Source organism: Thalassorhabdomicrobium marinisediminis, assembly GCF_003072065.1.
GTDB lineage: Bacteria > Pseudomonadota > Alphaproteobacteria > Rhodobacterales > Rhodobacteraceae > Octadecabacter > Octadecabacter marinisediminis.
The window spans coordinates 192353-206427 of the sequence record NZ_QCYG01000006.1 but is presented as its reverse complement, the minus strand read 5'-3'; the positions used below and the strand labels follow the sequence as shown (position 1 = coordinate 206427).

The window sequence follows — 14075 nt, the reverse complement described above, 5'->3', positions numbered from 1 at the left end:
CTTACTTCTGGCCCTGAGCTTCCATCAAAGCGCGCAGGAGTTTCTCTTCGCTGAGGTCGTCCTCGGCGGGTTTGTCAGCCTCGGGCGAGCCGCCGCCCATGAGCAGCGCCATGGAATCCTCTTCCGGCTCGTCAACCTCGATCTGTGACTGGTTCGCTTCGATCATCCGTTCCCGCAGGTCGTCGGCGGTCTGGGTTTCCTCGGCAATCTCGCGCAGGGACACGACGGGGTTCTTGTCGTTGTCGCGCGGCACCGTCAGCGACGCCCCGGCCGAAATTTCACGTGCCCGGTGAGCGGCAAGCATCACCAGTTCAAAGCGGTTCGGAACCTTGTCAACGCAGTCTTCAACGGTCACGCGGGCCATGAGGGCACTCCAATCAGATCGTAGGGCAAATAGAATATGGGCGGTCGAACCGGCTACTTAGACCCTTGACCCCAATAACACAAGCCGATTCGCATCACGTCAGCGTGGTCACGCTGTCCCGTTCGGCCCGTGGCCGTGCGTCGAGCATCTGCGCGATGGTCTGACCGGTCACCGGATGGCTCCAGTCCGGCGCCAGCTCGGCCAAGGGTACCAGAACGAAGGCGCGGTCGGCCAGCCGGGGGTGCGGCAATATCAGGCGATCCGGGGTCGCGGCCTTCTGCGCCTCCAGCGGCAAGTTGGACCAGTGCTGAAAGGTGGCGCGATCGGGCAACACAGCCCCTCCGCAGGCGATCAGATCAAGGTCGAGCGTGCGCTGCCCCCAGCGCGCCACCCGCTCGCGCCCGAACTCCGCTTCGACCCCGTGCAGAAGCTCAAGAATTTCCGTCGCGTCAAGATCGCTGCGGAACGCGGCGCCGGCGTTGACGAAATCGGGCCCAGCTCCGGCAGGGAAGGCGGGCGTTTGATATAGCCTACTGGCCTTGAAATCACTGAAAATTTCACGGAGCGTGAAAATTGCGGCTTCCACCGTGGCCCTCGGCGACCCTGCGCGAGAAGGCGCGTTTCCGCCCAGCGCGACCAACACAATGTTGCTACCCTGCGAATCTTGCCCTTGCGGCACCGCTCATTTCCCCTACATTTGGCAAACCCTGTCGGGGATGACCACTCATTTACCCACCTTCCCATCGGCATGGGGTTTTTGAAAGGATTTTTTCAATGTTCTATCGTGATGAGAAGCTCGCGCTCTTCATCGACGGGTCGAATCTATACGCCGCTGCAAAATCTCTCGGGTTTGATATCGACTACAAGCTGTTGCGCCAGGAATTCATGCGCCGCGGCAAGATGGTGCGCGCCTTCTACTATACGGCCCTGCTGGAGAATGACGAGTATTCGCCGATCCGCCCCCTGGTGGATTGGCTGCATTACAACGGCTTCACCATGGTCACCAAACCGGCCAAGGAATTTACCGATTCCATGGGGCGCCGGAAAATCAAGGGCAACATGGACATCGAGCTTGCCGTCGATGCGATGGAGCTTGCCCCTCATGTCGATCATATCGTCATCTTCTCGGGTGATGGCGACTTCCGGCCCTTGATCGAAAGCCTGCAGCGGCGCGGCGTGCGCGTGTCGATCGTCTCGACGATCCGCAGCCAGCCGCCGATGATCGCTGACGAGTTGCGCCGCCAGTGCGACAATTTCATCGAGCTGGACGAGCTGCGCGACGTCATCGGCCGCCCCCCCAGAGAGCCGCGCCCGGCCCCGGCGCCGGAACTGAGCGACGAAGAAGAATAAGCCCCGGGTTCGCGAAATTTTCGCGATCCCTATCCCTTATTTAATTGATTTGGCCGGCCTATGAATTAGAGTATTCCCGAATTGTTTTTCGGGGATTTATGTTAACCAGTGATGCAGGTCGTCTTGAACGCCATACCACGATCCGGGACCTTTGGTCCGAAGCTCTAGACATCCTGTCTGCGCATCATATCGAATTCGTGATCTACATCTCGGTTGCTGCGGATCGCACCGAACCTCTCGTCCTCACGAACATGCCCGAGCTCTATCACGACGCCGCGCCGGTGACGGATCCGTTCCTCGAGCATTGCTGCAATTCCTACGAAATCACGCACACAGGTCCGGGCTATCTGTCGGCCCATCCCTATCTGTCCGAGGCGGACCGGTCTTTCGTCGAGCGCGCCGGAGAGGTCGGGTTCCAGTCCGGGCTGGGCATCCCTATGCGACTTCAGGGGTCGACCCGGTTTGGCGGCTTCAATCTTGGCACGCGGCTGGATCGACCGGCCTTCGAAGCGCGGATCGTCCCCAAGCAAGAGGAGTTCCGCGTGTTCTGCCTCTTGTTGCACCGCAAGATCGAAGAGTTGATGGCGGACACCCCCCCGAGAGAGACGGAGTTCCGCGACCTTCTGATCACCCCGCCGGATGCGCAGCTTGCCGGTCTGAGCCCGCGCGAGCGTGAGGTGATCTACCTGATCGCCCGGGGCCTGACGCGCAAGGAATGCGCCCGGCATTGCGGCATTTCCCCCCATACCGTCGCGGAATACACCAAAAGCGCCTATCGAAAGCTCGGCGTGACAAACCGCAAGGACGCCGCAGCGAAACTGTCCTATCTCTGACCCGGCCCCCCAAACTCAACCGCCGCCAGAGGGGGACACTGCAGCGATGACCGTGCCACTCACACAGGGTCACCGCTACAGCTTTGGTAAAGACATTTTGAAAATGTTCACGTCAGCCCCGAAAGGCTGTGAATGACCGGATCATGCCAAGGGGGGCTGATCCGGACAATCCCCCCACGTGGGGGGTGTGCTCTCGCTCAGCCACCCAACTCACGCGCGAGTGCGGCGTTCATCTCGTCATGGCGCTCGATGATCTCCTCGGGCCAAGTGCTTTTGATATAGGCCATGACGGCGCGAATCTCGTCGTCTGTCATCACCTCGCCATAGCCGGCCATGTCGCTTTCGTAGCCGTCGCCGACCAATGCGGCGGTGCCGAACTTCACGATCTGGAACAGCTGCAGGTCGGGATGGTGCCAGGTGTGCCCGGTTTCATCATGCGGCGGTGCCAGCGCGCGCCCGTTCGGCCCCCGTTCGCGCCAGTTGTCCTGTCCTTCGAGGTTCGCCCCGTGGCACGAGGCACAGAACGACTCGTAGAGGGTCTCGCCTTCCGCGACCACGGCCGCGTCGTCATAGGGAAACAGGGTCGCGGTCTGTGGTGCGCCATCGTTCTGCGCAGAGACAAGCGCCGCGCCCGCCCCGATTGCGGCTGCGGCAACAGCAAGGGCTGCGGCTATGCGGTGGGTGTTCTTCATGATCAATCCTTCGGTTCTCGATCCGCGCGGGCTACAAGATTCCCCCTACCGGAAGGCAAGCGAATATTCGATCACGCCCGCGTGGGTGACTGGACGCCCGCAGCACAAGGTCTTAGGTCTGGCAAAAGTTTCCGGTCCGGCCCTACGCAGGAGTGATCCCATGACCAAACCACCGCTGACGCTTTATCTGGCCGCCCCGCGCGGATTCTGCGCCGGCGTGGACCGTGCGATCAAGATCGTCGAGATGGCGCTCGAGAAATGGGGCGCGCCTGTCTTAGTCCGGCACGAGATCGTGCACAACAAATATGTGGTCGATGACCTCAAGGCGAAGGGCGCGATCTTTGTCGAGGAGCTGGACGAATGCCCCGACGACCGCCCGGTGATCTTCAGCGCCCACGGCGTCCCCAAAGCGGTGCCCGCCGCCGCCGCCCGGCGCGAGATGGTCTATGTCGATGCGACCTGCCCGCTGGTCAGCAAGGTGCATATCGAAGCCGCTCGCCACGCAGAGAACGGCCTGCAGATGATCATGATCGGCCACGCCGGGCACCCCGAGACCATCGGCACCATGGGGCAATTGCCCGAGGGCGAAGTGCTGCTGGTCGAAACGGTCGAGGACGTAGCCAAAGTCGCGCCGCGCGATCCCGAACGTCTGGCCTTCGTCACCCAGACCACACTGTCGGTGGACGACACCGCCGACATCGTCGCCGCCCTGAAGGCCCGTTTCCCGGCGATCATCGGCCCGCACAAGGAAGACATCTGCTACGCGACCACCAACCGGCAAGAGGCGGTCAAGGCGATGGCGCCGAAAACCGATGCCATGCTGGTCGTCGGCGCGCCCAATTCCAGCAACAGCCAGCGTCTGCTCGAAGTGGGCCGCAAGGCCGGCTGCGCCTACAGCCAACTGGTGATGCGGGCCGAGAACATCGACTGGCGGGCGCTTAACGGGATCAGCAGCATCGGCATCACCGCCGGCGCCTCGGCCCCCGAGGTTCTGATCAACGAGGTGATCGACGCCTTCCGCGACCGCTTCGACGTGACCGTTGAGCAGGTGGAAACCGCCGTCGAGAACGTCGAGTTCAAGGTGCCGCGCGTGCTGCGCGAACCCGCCTAGACCGGGGCTGTCATGTCACCCAACACCGCGACCTTCCTTGAAATCCCCCGTCCGGCGCTGATCCTCGGGCTGGCGGGCTTGCTGCCCTTCGTCTGGGGGGTGGTGACGCTCTATTCGCCCGCGCTCGCCGCGCTCACGACCGAGGCGATCGGGCCGCGATTTTCCGGCCCCTATGTGGGGCTGGCCTACGGAACAGTTATCCTGTCGTTCATGTCCGGCGTGCTTTGGGGCTTTGCCGCCAACACCAGCGGCGCACAGGCGGCGGTGGGCTACGCATTGTCCACCCTGCCCGCGCTCTGGGCGTTCTTCATGGTCGGCGGCGGGCCGGTGTCTGCGGCGATCAACCTCATCACGGGCTTTCTGGCGCTCCTCGCCCTCGACTACGTCTTTTGGCGCTGGGGGCTGGCCCCGCGCTGGTGGATGGCGCTACGCTGCATTCTGACAGGAGGGGTCATCATGTGCTTGTTGCCCATAACGCTATGACGACAGACAAGGAAACGCTCGCCGTTTATGACGCGCGGGCCGAGGATTACGAAAGCCGGTTTGCCGGTGACGCGCCAAGTGCCCTGTTGCAGCGATTCATCAACGCGGTGCCCGACGGCGGGCGCGTGCTGGATCTGGGCTGCGGGCCGGGCAGCGCGGCGGCACATATGGCGGCGGCGGGCCTGCGGGTCGATGCCACGGATGCCTCTCCCGAAATGGTGCGCCTGGCGCAGGCGAAGCCCGGTGTCACCGCGCGGCAGGCAACCTTCGACGAGCTGGACGCAACCGCGCTCTACGATGGCATCTGGGCGAACTTCTCGCTGCTGCACGCCACGCGCGCGGACCTGCCCCGCCATCTGGACCGCATCGCCACCGCGCTGAAGGACGCGGGCGTCTTTCATATCGGGATGAAAACCGGCGATGGCGAAGGGCGCGACACGCTGGGGCGCCGCTACACCTATGTCCGCGCGAAAGAGCTGCGGCAGATGCTGGAAGCCGCCGGGCTGGACATCATCGCCCAGGACACCGGGCATGAGGTCGGTCTGTCGGGCAGCGACGATTGGTGGATCGTTCTGATGGCGCAGAAACATCATGGCTGAGCTTTTTGCCTATACCGATGGCGCCTGTTCCGGCAATCCCGGCCCCGGCGGCTGGGGCGCCCTTCTGGTCGCGCGCGATGGCGGGGTCGTCGTCAAGGAACGCGAACTGAACGGGGGCGAGGCGCGCACCACCAACAATCGGATGGAACTGCTCGCCGCGATTTCCGCGCTTGAGGCCCTGTCCAAGCCGTCGAAACTGACCGTCGTCACCGACAGCTCCTACGTCAAGGACGGGATCACCAAGTGGATCTACAGCTGGAAGGCGAAGGGCTGGAAGAAGAAGGGCGGCGAGATCAAGAATATCGACCTTTGGCAACGGCTGGACGCCGCGCGCGCGCGCCATGACGTGACGTGGGAATGGGTCAAGGGCCACGCCGGCCACCCCGAGAACGAGCGCGCGGACGAGTTGGCGCGGGCCGGCATGGCGCCCTACAAACCGGCCAAGGCGGGAACGCGGGCCGCGTCATGACCGCAACGCTCGCGCTGGATTACGCGGCGGTCTTCGTGTTTGCCCTGACCGGCGCGCTGGTGGCGAGCCGTGCGCAACTCGACATCGTCGGCTTCGTCTTCATGGCTTGCCTGACGGCGGTGGGCGGCGGCACGATGCGCGACGTGATCCTGAAACGCGCGGTGTTCTGGGTGGAAGAGCCGACATACATCTTCGTCGCCAGTCTGGCCGCCGTGCTGGTGTTCTTCACCGCCCATGTGCTTGAATCTCGGCTCAAGGCGATCTTCTGGCTGGATGCGGTGGCGCTGTCCGTCGCCGTGCCTGCGGGGGTGGCGGCGGCGGTCGATCAAGGCGCGTCCTGGCCCATCGTGTTGATCATGGGGATCACGACCGGCTGTCTGGGCGGGCTCATGCGCGACGTGGTCTGCAATGAGGTGCCGCTGGTCCTCAAACAGGGGGAACTCTACGTGACCTGTGCGCTGGCCGGGGCGGTTGCGGCGGTTCTCACCCTCACGGCGGCGGGGCCGCTGCCTCTGGCGCTGCTGCTCTGCGGCGCGGTCACCTTCGCCTTGCGGGCCGGGGGCCTTGCCTTCCAGTGGCGACTGCCGGTCTATAAAAGCCAGCCGCCGCGCAGCTAGGCGTCACAGGAACCGCGCCTCGGGCGCCCAGCCTTTCAGCACATCGGCCACCGGCGTCGCTTTCTTGCCCGCCCGCTGCAGGTTCAGAATCTCGACCGAACCATGCCCTGCGCCGATGATCATACGGTCGCCGTCGACATGCACCTCACCGGGGCGCAGGAACAGGTCCGAGGCCGCTGCGCGCAGGAATTTCACCCGCTCTCCGCCCATGTCGCTCCATGCACCGGGGAAGGGTGACAAACCGTTGATAAGCCGCACGATGTCCGGAGCGGGCTGCGCCCAGTCGATCCGCGCCTCGGCCTTGTCGATCTTGCTGGCATAGGTCACGCCCTCCTCGGCCTGCGGCACGGGGGTGAGCGTGTCCAGCCGCGCCAGCGCATCGACGATCGCCTCTGCCCCCAGCGCCGCCAACCGGTCATGCAGATCGCCGGTCGTCTCGCGCGGTGCGATATCAATCTCGCGGCGCAGCAGGACGTCGCCGGTGTCCAATCCGGCGTCCATCTGCATGATGCAGACCCCGGTCTGTGCGTCTCCGGCCATGATCGCGCGGTGGATCGGCGCCGCACCGCGCCAGCGCGGCAAGAGCGAGGCATGGATGTTCAGACAGCCCCGCGTCGGCGCATCCAGCACCGCCTGCGGCAGGATCAACCCGTAGGCCACGACCACAGCCACATCCGCAGCGAGCGCTGCAAAGGCTTGCTGCGCTTCGGCCCCCTTCAGGGACACCGGATGCCGCACCTCAAGCCCCAACGCCTCGGCCCGCGCCTGCACCGGTGATGGGCGCTCTTTCTTGCCACGACCGGCCGGGCGCGGCGGCTGGGAATAGACGGCGGCAATCTCGTGTCCGGCCGCCACCAGCGCGTCCAGCACCGGTACCGAGAACTCGGGCGTTCCCATGAAAACAATACGCATTCCGTTCCCCTTCATCTGACCCGCCAAACTCCCCCCGGAGGGTCGGCCCGCCCCGCGCCTATCCGTTCAGTTTGCGCGCCTTCTTCAGCAACATATCCCGTTTGGTCCGGCTCAGCCGGTCAAAATACATCTTGCCGTTCAAGTGGTCGATCTGGTGCTGCACGCTGGTGGCCCAGAGGCCGACGAAATCCTGCTCGTCCGGCTGTCCCGCCTCGTTGATGAAACGCACGGTCACCGCACGGGGCCGCTCAAGTGCGGCCGAGACCCCCGGCACATTGGGCGAGGCTTCCTCATGCAGGCGCAACTCGTGTGACGCGAGCAGGATCGTCGGGTTCGCCAGCCGCACCGCCTGCCCGCGTTTGTCCGAGGCATCGACCACCGCGAGACGCAGGGCCACGCCCAATTGCGGCGCGGCAAGTCCGACGCCGGGCATGGCATCCATCGCCTCGATCATCTCGTCCCAAAGGGCGCGCACCTCGTCGGTGATCTCCTCCACCTCCCGCGCCGGGGTGCGCAACACGCGCGCGGGATAGGGCACGAAGGGTCTATGCGGCATAACGGGCCTCAAGCGCGGCCCGGTCTTCGGGCGACTGGTGATCGAAAATGACGGTTCCGTTCAGGTGGTCCAGTTCGTGCTGGATGCACCGCGCAAGGATGCCGTCGAACGTGCCGGACATCCGCGTGCCGTCCTGCGCGTCCCATGTCAGTCGGAGTGTCTGGGGGCGCGTCACGGGCATCGGCAGGTCGGGAATGGACAGGCATTGCTCGTCCATGGTCGCCGCCTCACCATGCGCCTTTTCCAGCACCGGATTGATGAAAACACGCGGGTCGCGCGCCCCCTCTTTCCAAGTCACATCGACGACGAAGACCCGGTGCAGCACGGCGATCTGCGGCGCGGCAAGGCCCCGTCCGCCAGCTGCATAGAGCGTGTCGAACAGATCGCCGATCAGCGCCCCGAGTTCAGGGTCCGCAGGATCGACCGGATCGCAAACCTGGCTCAGGACAGGATCGGGCCACAGGCGGAGCTCACGAACGGCCATTCTTGGCCTCTCTGGCCAGTTCGCGCTTCAGCTTTTGCATCTTGCGGGTGATCATCTGCCGTTTCAACGGCTTGAGGTAGTCGATGAACAGCTTGCCGTTCAGATGGTCGATCTCGTGCTGCACGCAGGTGGCCCAAAGCCCGTCAAACTCCTGCTGGACCTGTTTGCCCGCAAGGTCGGTCCATTCCACCTTGACTACGGCGGGACGCTCCACTTCGGCGTATTGCTCGGGGATCGACAGACAGCCCTCTTCATAGACGTTGAGGTCCTCGGACGCTTCGATCACCGTGGGGTTGATCAGCACCATCGGCTCCGGCGTGGCGTTCTCCTCTTTCACGCAGTCCATCACCAGCACCCGCTTAAGGATGCCAAGCTGTGGCGCGGCCAAACCGATGCCCGGCGCGTCATACATGGTTTCAAGCATGTCGTCGGCCAGCGCGGCAAGGTCGCGGTCAAACTCCGCCACGGGATCGGCTTTGGCCTTCAGGCGCGGGTCGGGATGGATCAGGATCGGTCGCAATGTCATGGCGGTCATTTAAGGCGGCCACCTGCAAAGCGCAACGGCAAGGATTTTTCACCTTGCGTTCAAGGGGCTGTCCACTAGCCTTTGAGGTCGACACAACCGCGCAAGGGCAAGATTGATGCAATTCGACTTCGAGACCCAGAAGACCACAGCTGCCGGACGCAGCAGCAAATGGCACATGATGGACGCGCTTCTGGGCCATGAGCCTGCAGACGACATGATCCCCATGTGGGTCGCGCAGATGGATTTCCAGCCCGCCCCGTTCCTGCAGCAGGCGGCCCGGGCCGTCATCGAGGCGGGCGAATACGGATATTTCCCCTATGACAACTTCGCGCAGCGCGTGTCGTGGTGGTATCAGACGCGGCACGGCTGGACGCCGGACCCCGCCCATGTGTTCCCCACACACGGGATCGGCAATGCGGTGGGGCTGGTCCTGCAGGCCCTGACCGAACCCGGCGACGGGATCATTGTCTTCAGCCCCGTCTATCACGAATTCTACAACAAGATCCGCCGCAACGGTCGCGTCGTCGTCGAATCCCCGCTGGAAATCGACGAAACCGGCGTGTTCCGCATGAACCTTTCAGCGCTTGAGGCGCAGCTAAGCGGCACGGAACGGGCGGTGATGTTCTGCAGCCCGCACAATCCCGCCGGGCGGACCTGGACACCGGAAGAAATCCAGGAACTTTCGGCGTTTTGCGCGCGCAACGAGCTGTTGTTGATCTCGGACGAGATTCACATGGATCTGGCCTATCCGGGCTACACGCACACGCCCACCGCGCTCAACGCGCCGGATTCGCTGCCCAATCTGATCGTCCTGTCTGCCGCGTCAAAAACCTTCGACATCGCGGGGCTGCGGACCGGCTATGCCATTGTGCCCGACAGCGACCTGCGCGCGCGGTTCGCGGCGTTCTACGACACGCTGGACATCCAGCCCAACCGGTTCGGCGCGGACCTGACCTGCGCGGCCTATTCGCCCGAAGGCGCGGACTGGGTCGATGCGCTCATGGGGGTGTTGGACGGCAACCGGACGGCGCTTTGTGACGGCTTGAACGAAGTTCCGGGCCTGCGCGCCATGCCCATGGAGGGGACCTATCTGGGATGGGTCGATTTCAGCGGCACCGGCATGTCCGACGCCGAGGTGCGCAAACGCCTGTATGAGGACGCCCGCGTGCTGCCCACGCCGGGCGATGGTCTGGGCACCGGCGGCGCGCTGCATCACCGGTTCAACATCGGCACCCCCCGCGCGCGGGTCGATGAGGCCATCGCGCGGATTCAGCAGGCGTTCCGCGATCTGCAGTAAGCCTAGCGGCCCAGCAGAGCGATCGGGGCATCCTCGTCCCGTTCGAAATCAAGCGGCACTCCACCGCTGGCGCTGGTGTTGCGTTTGAAGTCATAGACCATTTGGTCGCCGTCTTCGGCGGCAGCCACGATCAGGCATTGGCTCAGGTGGCGCCCGCCGTCGTAGATATCGACCAGCCCGCGCAGCTTTGGCGCGTCCTCGAGATCAAGGGCAAACCCCTCCGGCGTCAGACGCAGGATTCGGTAGCTCTCGCCGTTCGCCTCAACCCGCAGGCGGCTGCGTTTGCCCCGTGCGGCACGCTGGGCGGCGCGCAGTTCGGCTGTGATCGAGTCTGGCAAAGATTCAAGCATTGGGGCCTCCATCCTATGGCGATCAGGATGGCGCATTTCTGGTAACCGTCAAGTTAACCCTTTCAAAAAGAACAGACGCGCCCCTAAACCTTCACTTTCGGCCTTAAAACATGGGGTTTGGCCGCATCATAAAGAGCTGAATCCGGGAAGCCGTGATCGTCCGACAACGCGGGACCAAGGAGAATCAGTGCCGTGCGGGTGATCTTGGCGTCGCGCACCTTGGCGCGAATGTCGCCCAGCGTGCCGCGCAGGATCAACTGGTCCGGCCATCCCACGCGGTAGATCACGGCCACGGGGCATTCGGCACCATAATGGGGGATCAACTGCCGCTCGATCTCGCGCAGGGCCCGGATGCCGAGGTGGATCGCAAGTGTCGTGCCCGTGCGGCCGAAGTTCTCCAACGTCTCGCCCGCGGGCATGCCGGTGGACTTCATCGACATGCGGGTGAGCACGATGGATTGCGCCACTTCCGGCACGGTGAGTTCCTGCCCAAGCGCCGCCGCCGCCGCCGTATAGGCCGGCACGCCCGGGATGATCTCATAGTCGATCCCGTCCGCTTTCAAGCGCCGGATCTGCTCGGCAATCGCACCGTAAAGCGACGGGTCGCCCGAGTGCACTCGCGCGACGTCCTGCCCCTTTTCGTGGGCCTTGACGATTGCCGCGTGGGTTTCGTCCAGATGCATGGGGGCGGTGTCCATGACCAAGGCACCTTCGGGCGCAATGGACACGACCTCTTCCGGGACCAGCGAGCCTGCATACAAACACACAGGACAGGCCGCGATCAGTCGCGCGGCCTTGAGGGTCAGAAGCTCCGGATCGCCCGGACCGGCGCCGATGAAATAAACAGTCATGATGTGGCCTCAGGCATGTAAGGGTCGTGGCGTTTGACGGTCAGGTCGCCGTCGATCTTGCGGGCATAGCCGCGCGGGGTGAACATGCGCGGCCCTTCGCCCAACTGAGCCAGACGCGTGTTGGACGAACCGACCAGCACGACGGTGAGCATATCGACCTCGTCCACCTCCAGCGCGTCCAACCGGCGATAGCGCACGTGCTCGGTCGGTCGGCCAAGGTTCGTCGCCAGCATCACCGGCGTATCGGCCGGGCGGTGTCGCAGAAGAATATCCCGAGCCTCGGCCAGCAGCGTGCGGCGGGTTTTCGAGACGGGATTGTAGAAGGCAATGACAAAATCCCCCTCGGCCGCCGCCTGCAACCGGCGCAGAATGTCGTCGCGCGGGGTCAGCAGGTCCGACAGGCTGATGGTGCAGAAGTCGTGCCCCAATGGCGCCCCGGCCCGTGCCGCGGCCCCTTGCAAAGCACTCACCCCGGGCGAGCAGATGACCTCGACCCGACGGGCGGCATCGCTGACCCCTTCGGCGTCGGGGCCCCGGTCGAGCAATTCGAACACCAGCGCGCCCATGGCATAAATGCCCGCATCACCCGAGCAGACCAGCGCGACGTTCTTGCCTTGGGCGGCTTGCTCCAACGCATAGCGGCACCTGGCCTCCTCTCCGCCCAGCGGGAAGTCAGACCGGGTCTTGCCTGCTGCCAAGGGACCAAGCAGGTCGATGTAGAGCCCGTAGCCCACAAGCTCCTCAGCCTCGCCAATCAAGCGCGACACCTCGGGCGTGCGCCAGGCGGCTTGCCCCGGCCCGATGCCGACAACGCTGAGACGCCCGCGGGCGCGGCCCCGCAATTCGGTGATCGGCTGCGGCGCGCGAGCCAAGGCGCAGGTCGTTGTCGCGGTCTTGGTCTTTTCGACCTGCAAGACCGCGTCCGATCCCGCTGCTGCCAAAGCCGCAGCTTCGCAGACGCCATGGGTGCCGACCTCGGCCTTTACGACGTCAGACGGGTTGGCCAACCGTGGGGTTTCCGCGTCCAGCTCGCCGGCCGTGAAAACGCGCAGCGGCACGCCAAGACGTTTCGCAGTTTCGATGATCGCCGGTTCATCTGCCTTCAAATCGATCGAGGCCACACAGGCAATCGCTCCTTCAGCGATGCCACGCTCGTCCAGAACGCGCTGCACGTGCTGCCACATCTCTTCGACATCGGCATTGCGCGCGCAGCCCAGCCCGAGCGTAAAGCGTTGCGGATGATACACAAGGCGCGCGTCGGACCCGGCCTCGGGCGCGTCGGTCACGGTGAGCGATACCTCCGGCCCCGCGGGCAGCTCGGCGTCGAAGATCGGCGCGCCCTCCCTCGTGACGCCGCCACCGGACAGAAGGGCCGCCATCACCGGCTTGGCGTCCTGCGGGTTCTGCAAACGGAAGCCTTCCGGCGGTTCATCCAGCGCCACCCCAAGCGCCACATCCCCCGCGGTCGTCACCGCCGCGACACCGCCCAGCGCATCGGCCACCTGCCGCGCCAACCGGTTGGCGCCGCGATGCCCGCCCAGCAGCGGCACCACAACCCGCCCGTCGTCCGACACGGACAACACCGGCGGCTCGCTCGTCTTGTCGTTCAACAGCGACGCGACCCCACGGATCAAGATCCCAGAGGCGCAGACCCCGATGATCGGCACGCCCGCCGCGAACAGATCCCGTGCATGATCCAGCGCGTTAGCAAAGAAGGCATCGGCGCGATCGACCCGCCCTTCTCGGCCATGCACTGCACAGCCCAGCGCATCGGCGATGGCATGGGCGGTGGCTTCGCCGGATTTCGACAGGGCAAGGATTACCGGGGTGAGAGCCATGGGTCGGCCCCTTTCGTCAGCAGGATCATTGAAAAATAAGGCGCCCGCTCCGGGGCCTGCGACAGCGGCACGACAACCTGTTCGGGCAGGGTCGCGCGTTCGATATAACTCGCCTGTTCCGTCAAGCCGAGGCTGTCTATCACTGCGCGGATCTTCGGCAGGTGCCGCCCGACCTTCATAATTGCCACGGCCTCGGCGCCGGCGATCCGGTCGCGCAGCTCGGCCTCGTCCATCGGGCCGGGCAACACGGTCAGCCGCTCATTCCGCGCCACGAGCGGCCGCCCGGCTTCGGCCGCACAGGCGGTGATTGACGTGACGCCGGGCACCACACGAACCTCGAAGCGGTCCTTCAGGCGGGCGTGCACATACATGAAGGAGCCATAGAAGAACGGGTCCCCTTCGCACAGGCAGACAACATCCTGCCCGGCCGACAACGCCCTGGCGATCTCTGCCGCGCCTGCGTCATAAGCGGCCTGCGCCGGTGCGCGGGCCACGGTCATGGGTACGTCCATCACGATCTCGCGCACGCCGTCCGGTATCAACTCCGCTGCAATCGCACGGGCGAAGCTCTCGCCCCCGGCCAGCGCAGGATAGGCGATCACCTCCGCCCGCTCGATCAGGCGCGCCGCGCGCAGAGTGATCAGATCCGGCGCGCCGGGTCCAAGCCCCACGCCATACAGGGTTCCGGCTGCGGTCACAGGCGCCCCCCCGGCTTCATCTGACCAGGTAAACTCGCCCCGCAG

19 protein-coding genes are annotated in these 14075 nt (G+C 64.7%); 8 read left to right on the top strand and 11 right to left on the bottom strand.

The features are described 5' to 3' along the window. Position 1 precedes the first annotated feature (1 nt). Positions 2-364 carry a DNA-directed RNA polymerase subunit omega gene (rpoZ, locus tag DC363_RS10725; protein WP_108641151.1) on the bottom strand — a complete coding sequence of 121 codons (363 nt, stop codon included), beginning with the start codon at positions 362-364 and terminating at the stop codon, positions 2-4. A gap of 94 nt (positions 365-458) precedes the next feature. Next, positions 459-1007, bottom strand: a complete 549-nt coding sequence (gene folK / locus DC363_RS10720) for a 2-amino-4-hydroxy-6-hydroxymethyldihydropteridine diphosphokinase (protein WP_338418931.1) — start codon at positions 1005-1007, stop codon at positions 459-461. A 131-nt stretch (positions 1008-1138) separates the two neighbouring features. On the opposite strand from folK, the gene DC363_RS10715 reads away from it, so the two are divergent. Then, positions 1139-1714 carry a LabA-like NYN domain-containing protein gene (locus DC363_RS10715; protein WP_108641149.1) on the top strand — a complete coding sequence of 192 codons (576 nt, stop codon included), beginning with the start codon at positions 1139-1141 and terminating at the stop codon, positions 1712-1714. Positions 1715-1812: 98 nt separating this feature from the next. Next, positions 1813-2547 (top strand): helix-turn-helix transcriptional regulator, encoded by a 735-nt coding sequence (locus tag DC363_RS10710; protein WP_108641148.1) that lies wholly within the window; start codon positions 1813-1815, stop codon positions 2545-2547. A 197-nt stretch (positions 2548-2744) separates the two neighbouring features. On the opposite strand, the gene DC363_RS10705 is transcribed toward DC363_RS10710, so the two are convergent. Next, positions 2745-3239, bottom strand: coding sequence for a c-type cytochrome (locus DC363_RS10705; RefSeq protein ID WP_108641147.1), 495 nt, complete (start codon positions 3237-3239; stop codon positions 2745-2747). A gap of 160 nt (positions 3240-3399) precedes the next feature. Between DC363_RS10705 and ispH the strand changes: the two genes are divergently transcribed. Genes ispH through DC363_RS10680 form a run of 5 tightly spaced genes read left to right on the top strand, consistent with a single transcriptional unit; the run spans position 3400 to position 6518 of the window. Next, positions 3400-4350 carry a 4-hydroxy-3-methylbut-2-enyl diphosphate reductase gene (gene ispH / locus DC363_RS10700; protein WP_108641146.1) on the top strand — a complete coding sequence of 317 codons (951 nt, stop codon included), beginning with the start codon at positions 3400-3402 and terminating at the stop codon, positions 4348-4350. Positions 4351-4362: 12 nt separating this feature from the next. Next, positions 4363-4833 (top strand): DUF3429 domain-containing protein, encoded by a 471-nt coding sequence (locus DC363_RS10695; protein WP_108641145.1) that lies wholly within the window; start codon positions 4363-4365, stop codon positions 4831-4833. Beyond that, on the top strand, positions 4830-5432 hold the full coding sequence (locus tag DC363_RS10690) for a class I SAM-dependent DNA methyltransferase (protein WP_108641144.1): 603 nt from the start codon (positions 4830-4832) through the stop codon (positions 5430-5432). Before DC363_RS10695 ends, DC363_RS10690 begins: the two co-directional genes overlap by 4 nt. Then, entirely contained in the window at positions 5425-5901 is a 477-nt protein-coding gene (gene rnhA, locus DC363_RS10685) for a ribonuclease HI (RefSeq protein ID WP_108641143.1), read from the top strand. The genes DC363_RS10690 and rnhA overlap by 8 nt, the downstream gene beginning before the upstream one ends. After that, positions 5898-6518, top strand: coding sequence for a trimeric intracellular cation channel family protein (locus tag DC363_RS10680; RefSeq protein ID WP_108641142.1), 621 nt, complete (start codon positions 5898-5900; stop codon positions 6516-6518). Before rnhA ends, DC363_RS10680 begins: the two co-directional genes overlap by 4 nt. 3 nt (positions 6519-6521) lie before the next feature. Here the strand turns inward: DC363_RS10680 and fmt are convergent, their stop codons facing one another. The 4 genes from fmt to def (DC363_RS10660) are packed head-to-tail and all read right to left on the bottom strand — an operon-like array spanning position 6522 to position 8996. Continuing rightward, positions 6522-7430, bottom strand: coding sequence for a methionyl-tRNA formyltransferase (gene fmt, locus DC363_RS10675; RefSeq protein ID WP_108641141.1), 909 nt, complete (start codon positions 7428-7430; stop codon positions 6522-6524). Between the two features lie 58 nt (positions 7431-7488). Then, a complete protein-coding gene (gene def / locus DC363_RS10670) occupies positions 7489-7986 on the bottom strand; it encodes a peptide deformylase (RefSeq protein WP_108641140.1) in 498 nt (165 codons plus the stop codon). Then, positions 7976-8470 (bottom strand): peptide deformylase, encoded by a 495-nt coding sequence (gene def, locus DC363_RS10665; protein ID WP_108641139.1) that lies wholly within the window; start codon positions 8468-8470, stop codon positions 7976-7978. Before def (DC363_RS10665) ends, def (DC363_RS10670) begins: the two co-directional genes overlap by 11 nt. Further along, complete coding sequence (def, locus tag DC363_RS10660) at positions 8457-8996, bottom strand: peptide deformylase (protein WP_108641138.1); 540 nt, start codon at positions 8994-8996, stop codon at positions 8457-8459. Before def (DC363_RS10660) ends, def (DC363_RS10665) begins: the two co-directional genes overlap by 14 nt. A 115-nt stretch (positions 8997-9111) precedes the next feature. Here def (DC363_RS10660) and DC363_RS10655 point away from each other — a divergent pair, with 115 nt between their 5' ends. After that, positions 9112-10293, top strand: coding sequence for a MalY/PatB family protein (locus DC363_RS10655; RefSeq protein WP_108641137.1), 1182 nt, complete (start codon positions 9112-9114; stop codon positions 10291-10293). 2 nt (positions 10294-10295) lie between these two features. On the opposite strand, the gene DC363_RS10650 is transcribed toward DC363_RS10655, so the two are convergent. The 4 genes from DC363_RS10650 to cobI all read right to left on the bottom strand — a co-directional run bounded on the left by DC363_RS10650 (position 10296) and on the right by cobI (position 14030). Continuing rightward, positions 10296-10643 carry a hypothetical protein gene (locus DC363_RS10650; RefSeq protein ID WP_108641136.1) on the bottom strand — a complete coding sequence of 116 codons (348 nt, stop codon included), beginning with the start codon at positions 10641-10643 and terminating at the stop codon, positions 10296-10298. Between the two features lie 83 nt (positions 10644-10726). Then, positions 10727-11494 carry a precorrin-4 C(11)-methyltransferase gene (cobM, locus tag DC363_RS10645; protein WP_108641135.1) on the bottom strand — a complete coding sequence of 256 codons (768 nt, stop codon included), beginning with the start codon at positions 11492-11494 and terminating at the stop codon, positions 10727-10729. Continuing rightward, entirely contained in the window at positions 11491-13332 is a 1842-nt protein-coding gene (gene cobJ, locus DC363_RS10640) for a precorrin-3B C(17)-methyltransferase (RefSeq protein ID WP_108641134.1), read from the bottom strand. The genes cobM and cobJ overlap by 4 nt, the downstream gene beginning before the upstream one ends. Next, on the bottom strand, positions 13314-14030 hold the full coding sequence (gene cobI / locus DC363_RS10635) for a precorrin-2 C(20)-methyltransferase (protein ID WP_108641133.1): 717 nt from the start codon (positions 14028-14030) through the stop codon (positions 13314-13316). Before cobI ends, cobJ begins: the two co-directional genes overlap by 19 nt. Between the last annotated feature and the right edge of the window lie 45 nt (positions 14031-14075).

Coding starts and splice junctions, on each gene's coding strand:
- rpoZ (WP_108641151.1), bottom strand. CDS start 364: ATGGCCCGCGTGACCGTTGAAGACTGCGTTGACAAGGTTCCGAACCGC.
- DC363_RS10715 (WP_108641149.1), top strand. CDS start 1,139: ATGTTCTATCGTGATGAGAAGCTCGCGCTCTTCATCGACGGGTCGAAT.
- DC363_RS10710 (WP_108641148.1), top strand. CDS start 1,813: ATGTTAACCAGTGATGCAGGTCGTCTTGAACGCCATACCACGATCCGG.
- DC363_RS10705 (WP_108641147.1), bottom strand. CDS start 3,239: ATGAAGAACACCCACCGCATAGCCGCAGCCCTTGCTGTTGCCGCAGCC.
- ispH (WP_108641146.1), top strand. CDS start 3,400: ATGACCAAACCACCGCTGACGCTTTATCTGGCCGCCCCGCGCGGATTC.
- DC363_RS10695 (WP_108641145.1), top strand. CDS start 4,363: ATGTCACCCAACACCGCGACCTTCCTTGAAATCCCCCGTCCGGCGCTG.
- DC363_RS10690 (WP_108641144.1), top strand. CDS start 4,830: ATGACGACAGACAAGGAAACGCTCGCCGTTTATGACGCGCGGGCCGAG.
- rnhA (WP_108641143.1), top strand. CDS start 5,425: ATGGCTGAGCTTTTTGCCTATACCGATGGCGCCTGTTCCGGCAATCCC.
- DC363_RS10680 (WP_108641142.1), top strand. CDS start 5,898: ATGACCGCAACGCTCGCGCTGGATTACGCGGCGGTCTTCGTGTTTGCC.
- fmt (WP_108641141.1), bottom strand. CDS start 7,430: ATGCGTATTGTTTTCATGGGAACGCCCGAGTTCTCGGTACCGGTGCTG.
- def (WP_108641140.1), bottom strand. CDS start 7,986: ATGCCGCATAGACCCTTCGTGCCCTATCCCGCGCGCGTGTTGCGCACC.
- def (WP_108641139.1), bottom strand. CDS start 8,470: ATGGCCGTTCGTGAGCTCCGCCTGTGGCCCGATCCTGTCCTGAGCCAG.
- def (WP_108641138.1), bottom strand. CDS start 8,996: ATGACATTGCGACCGATCCTGATCCATCCCGACCCGCGCCTGAAGGCC.
- DC363_RS10655 (WP_108641137.1), top strand. CDS start 9,112: ATGCAATTCGACTTCGAGACCCAGAAGACCACAGCTGCCGGACGCAGC.
- DC363_RS10650 (WP_108641136.1), bottom strand. CDS start 10,643: ATGCTTGAATCTTTGCCAGACTCGATCACAGCCGAACTGCGCGCCGCC.
- cobM (WP_108641135.1), bottom strand. CDS start 11,494: ATGACTGTTTATTTCATCGGCGCCGGTCCGGGCGATCCGGAGCTTCTG.
- cobJ (WP_108641134.1), bottom strand. CDS start 13,332: ATGGCTCTCACCCCGGTAATCCTTGCCCTGTCGAAATCCGGCGAAGCC.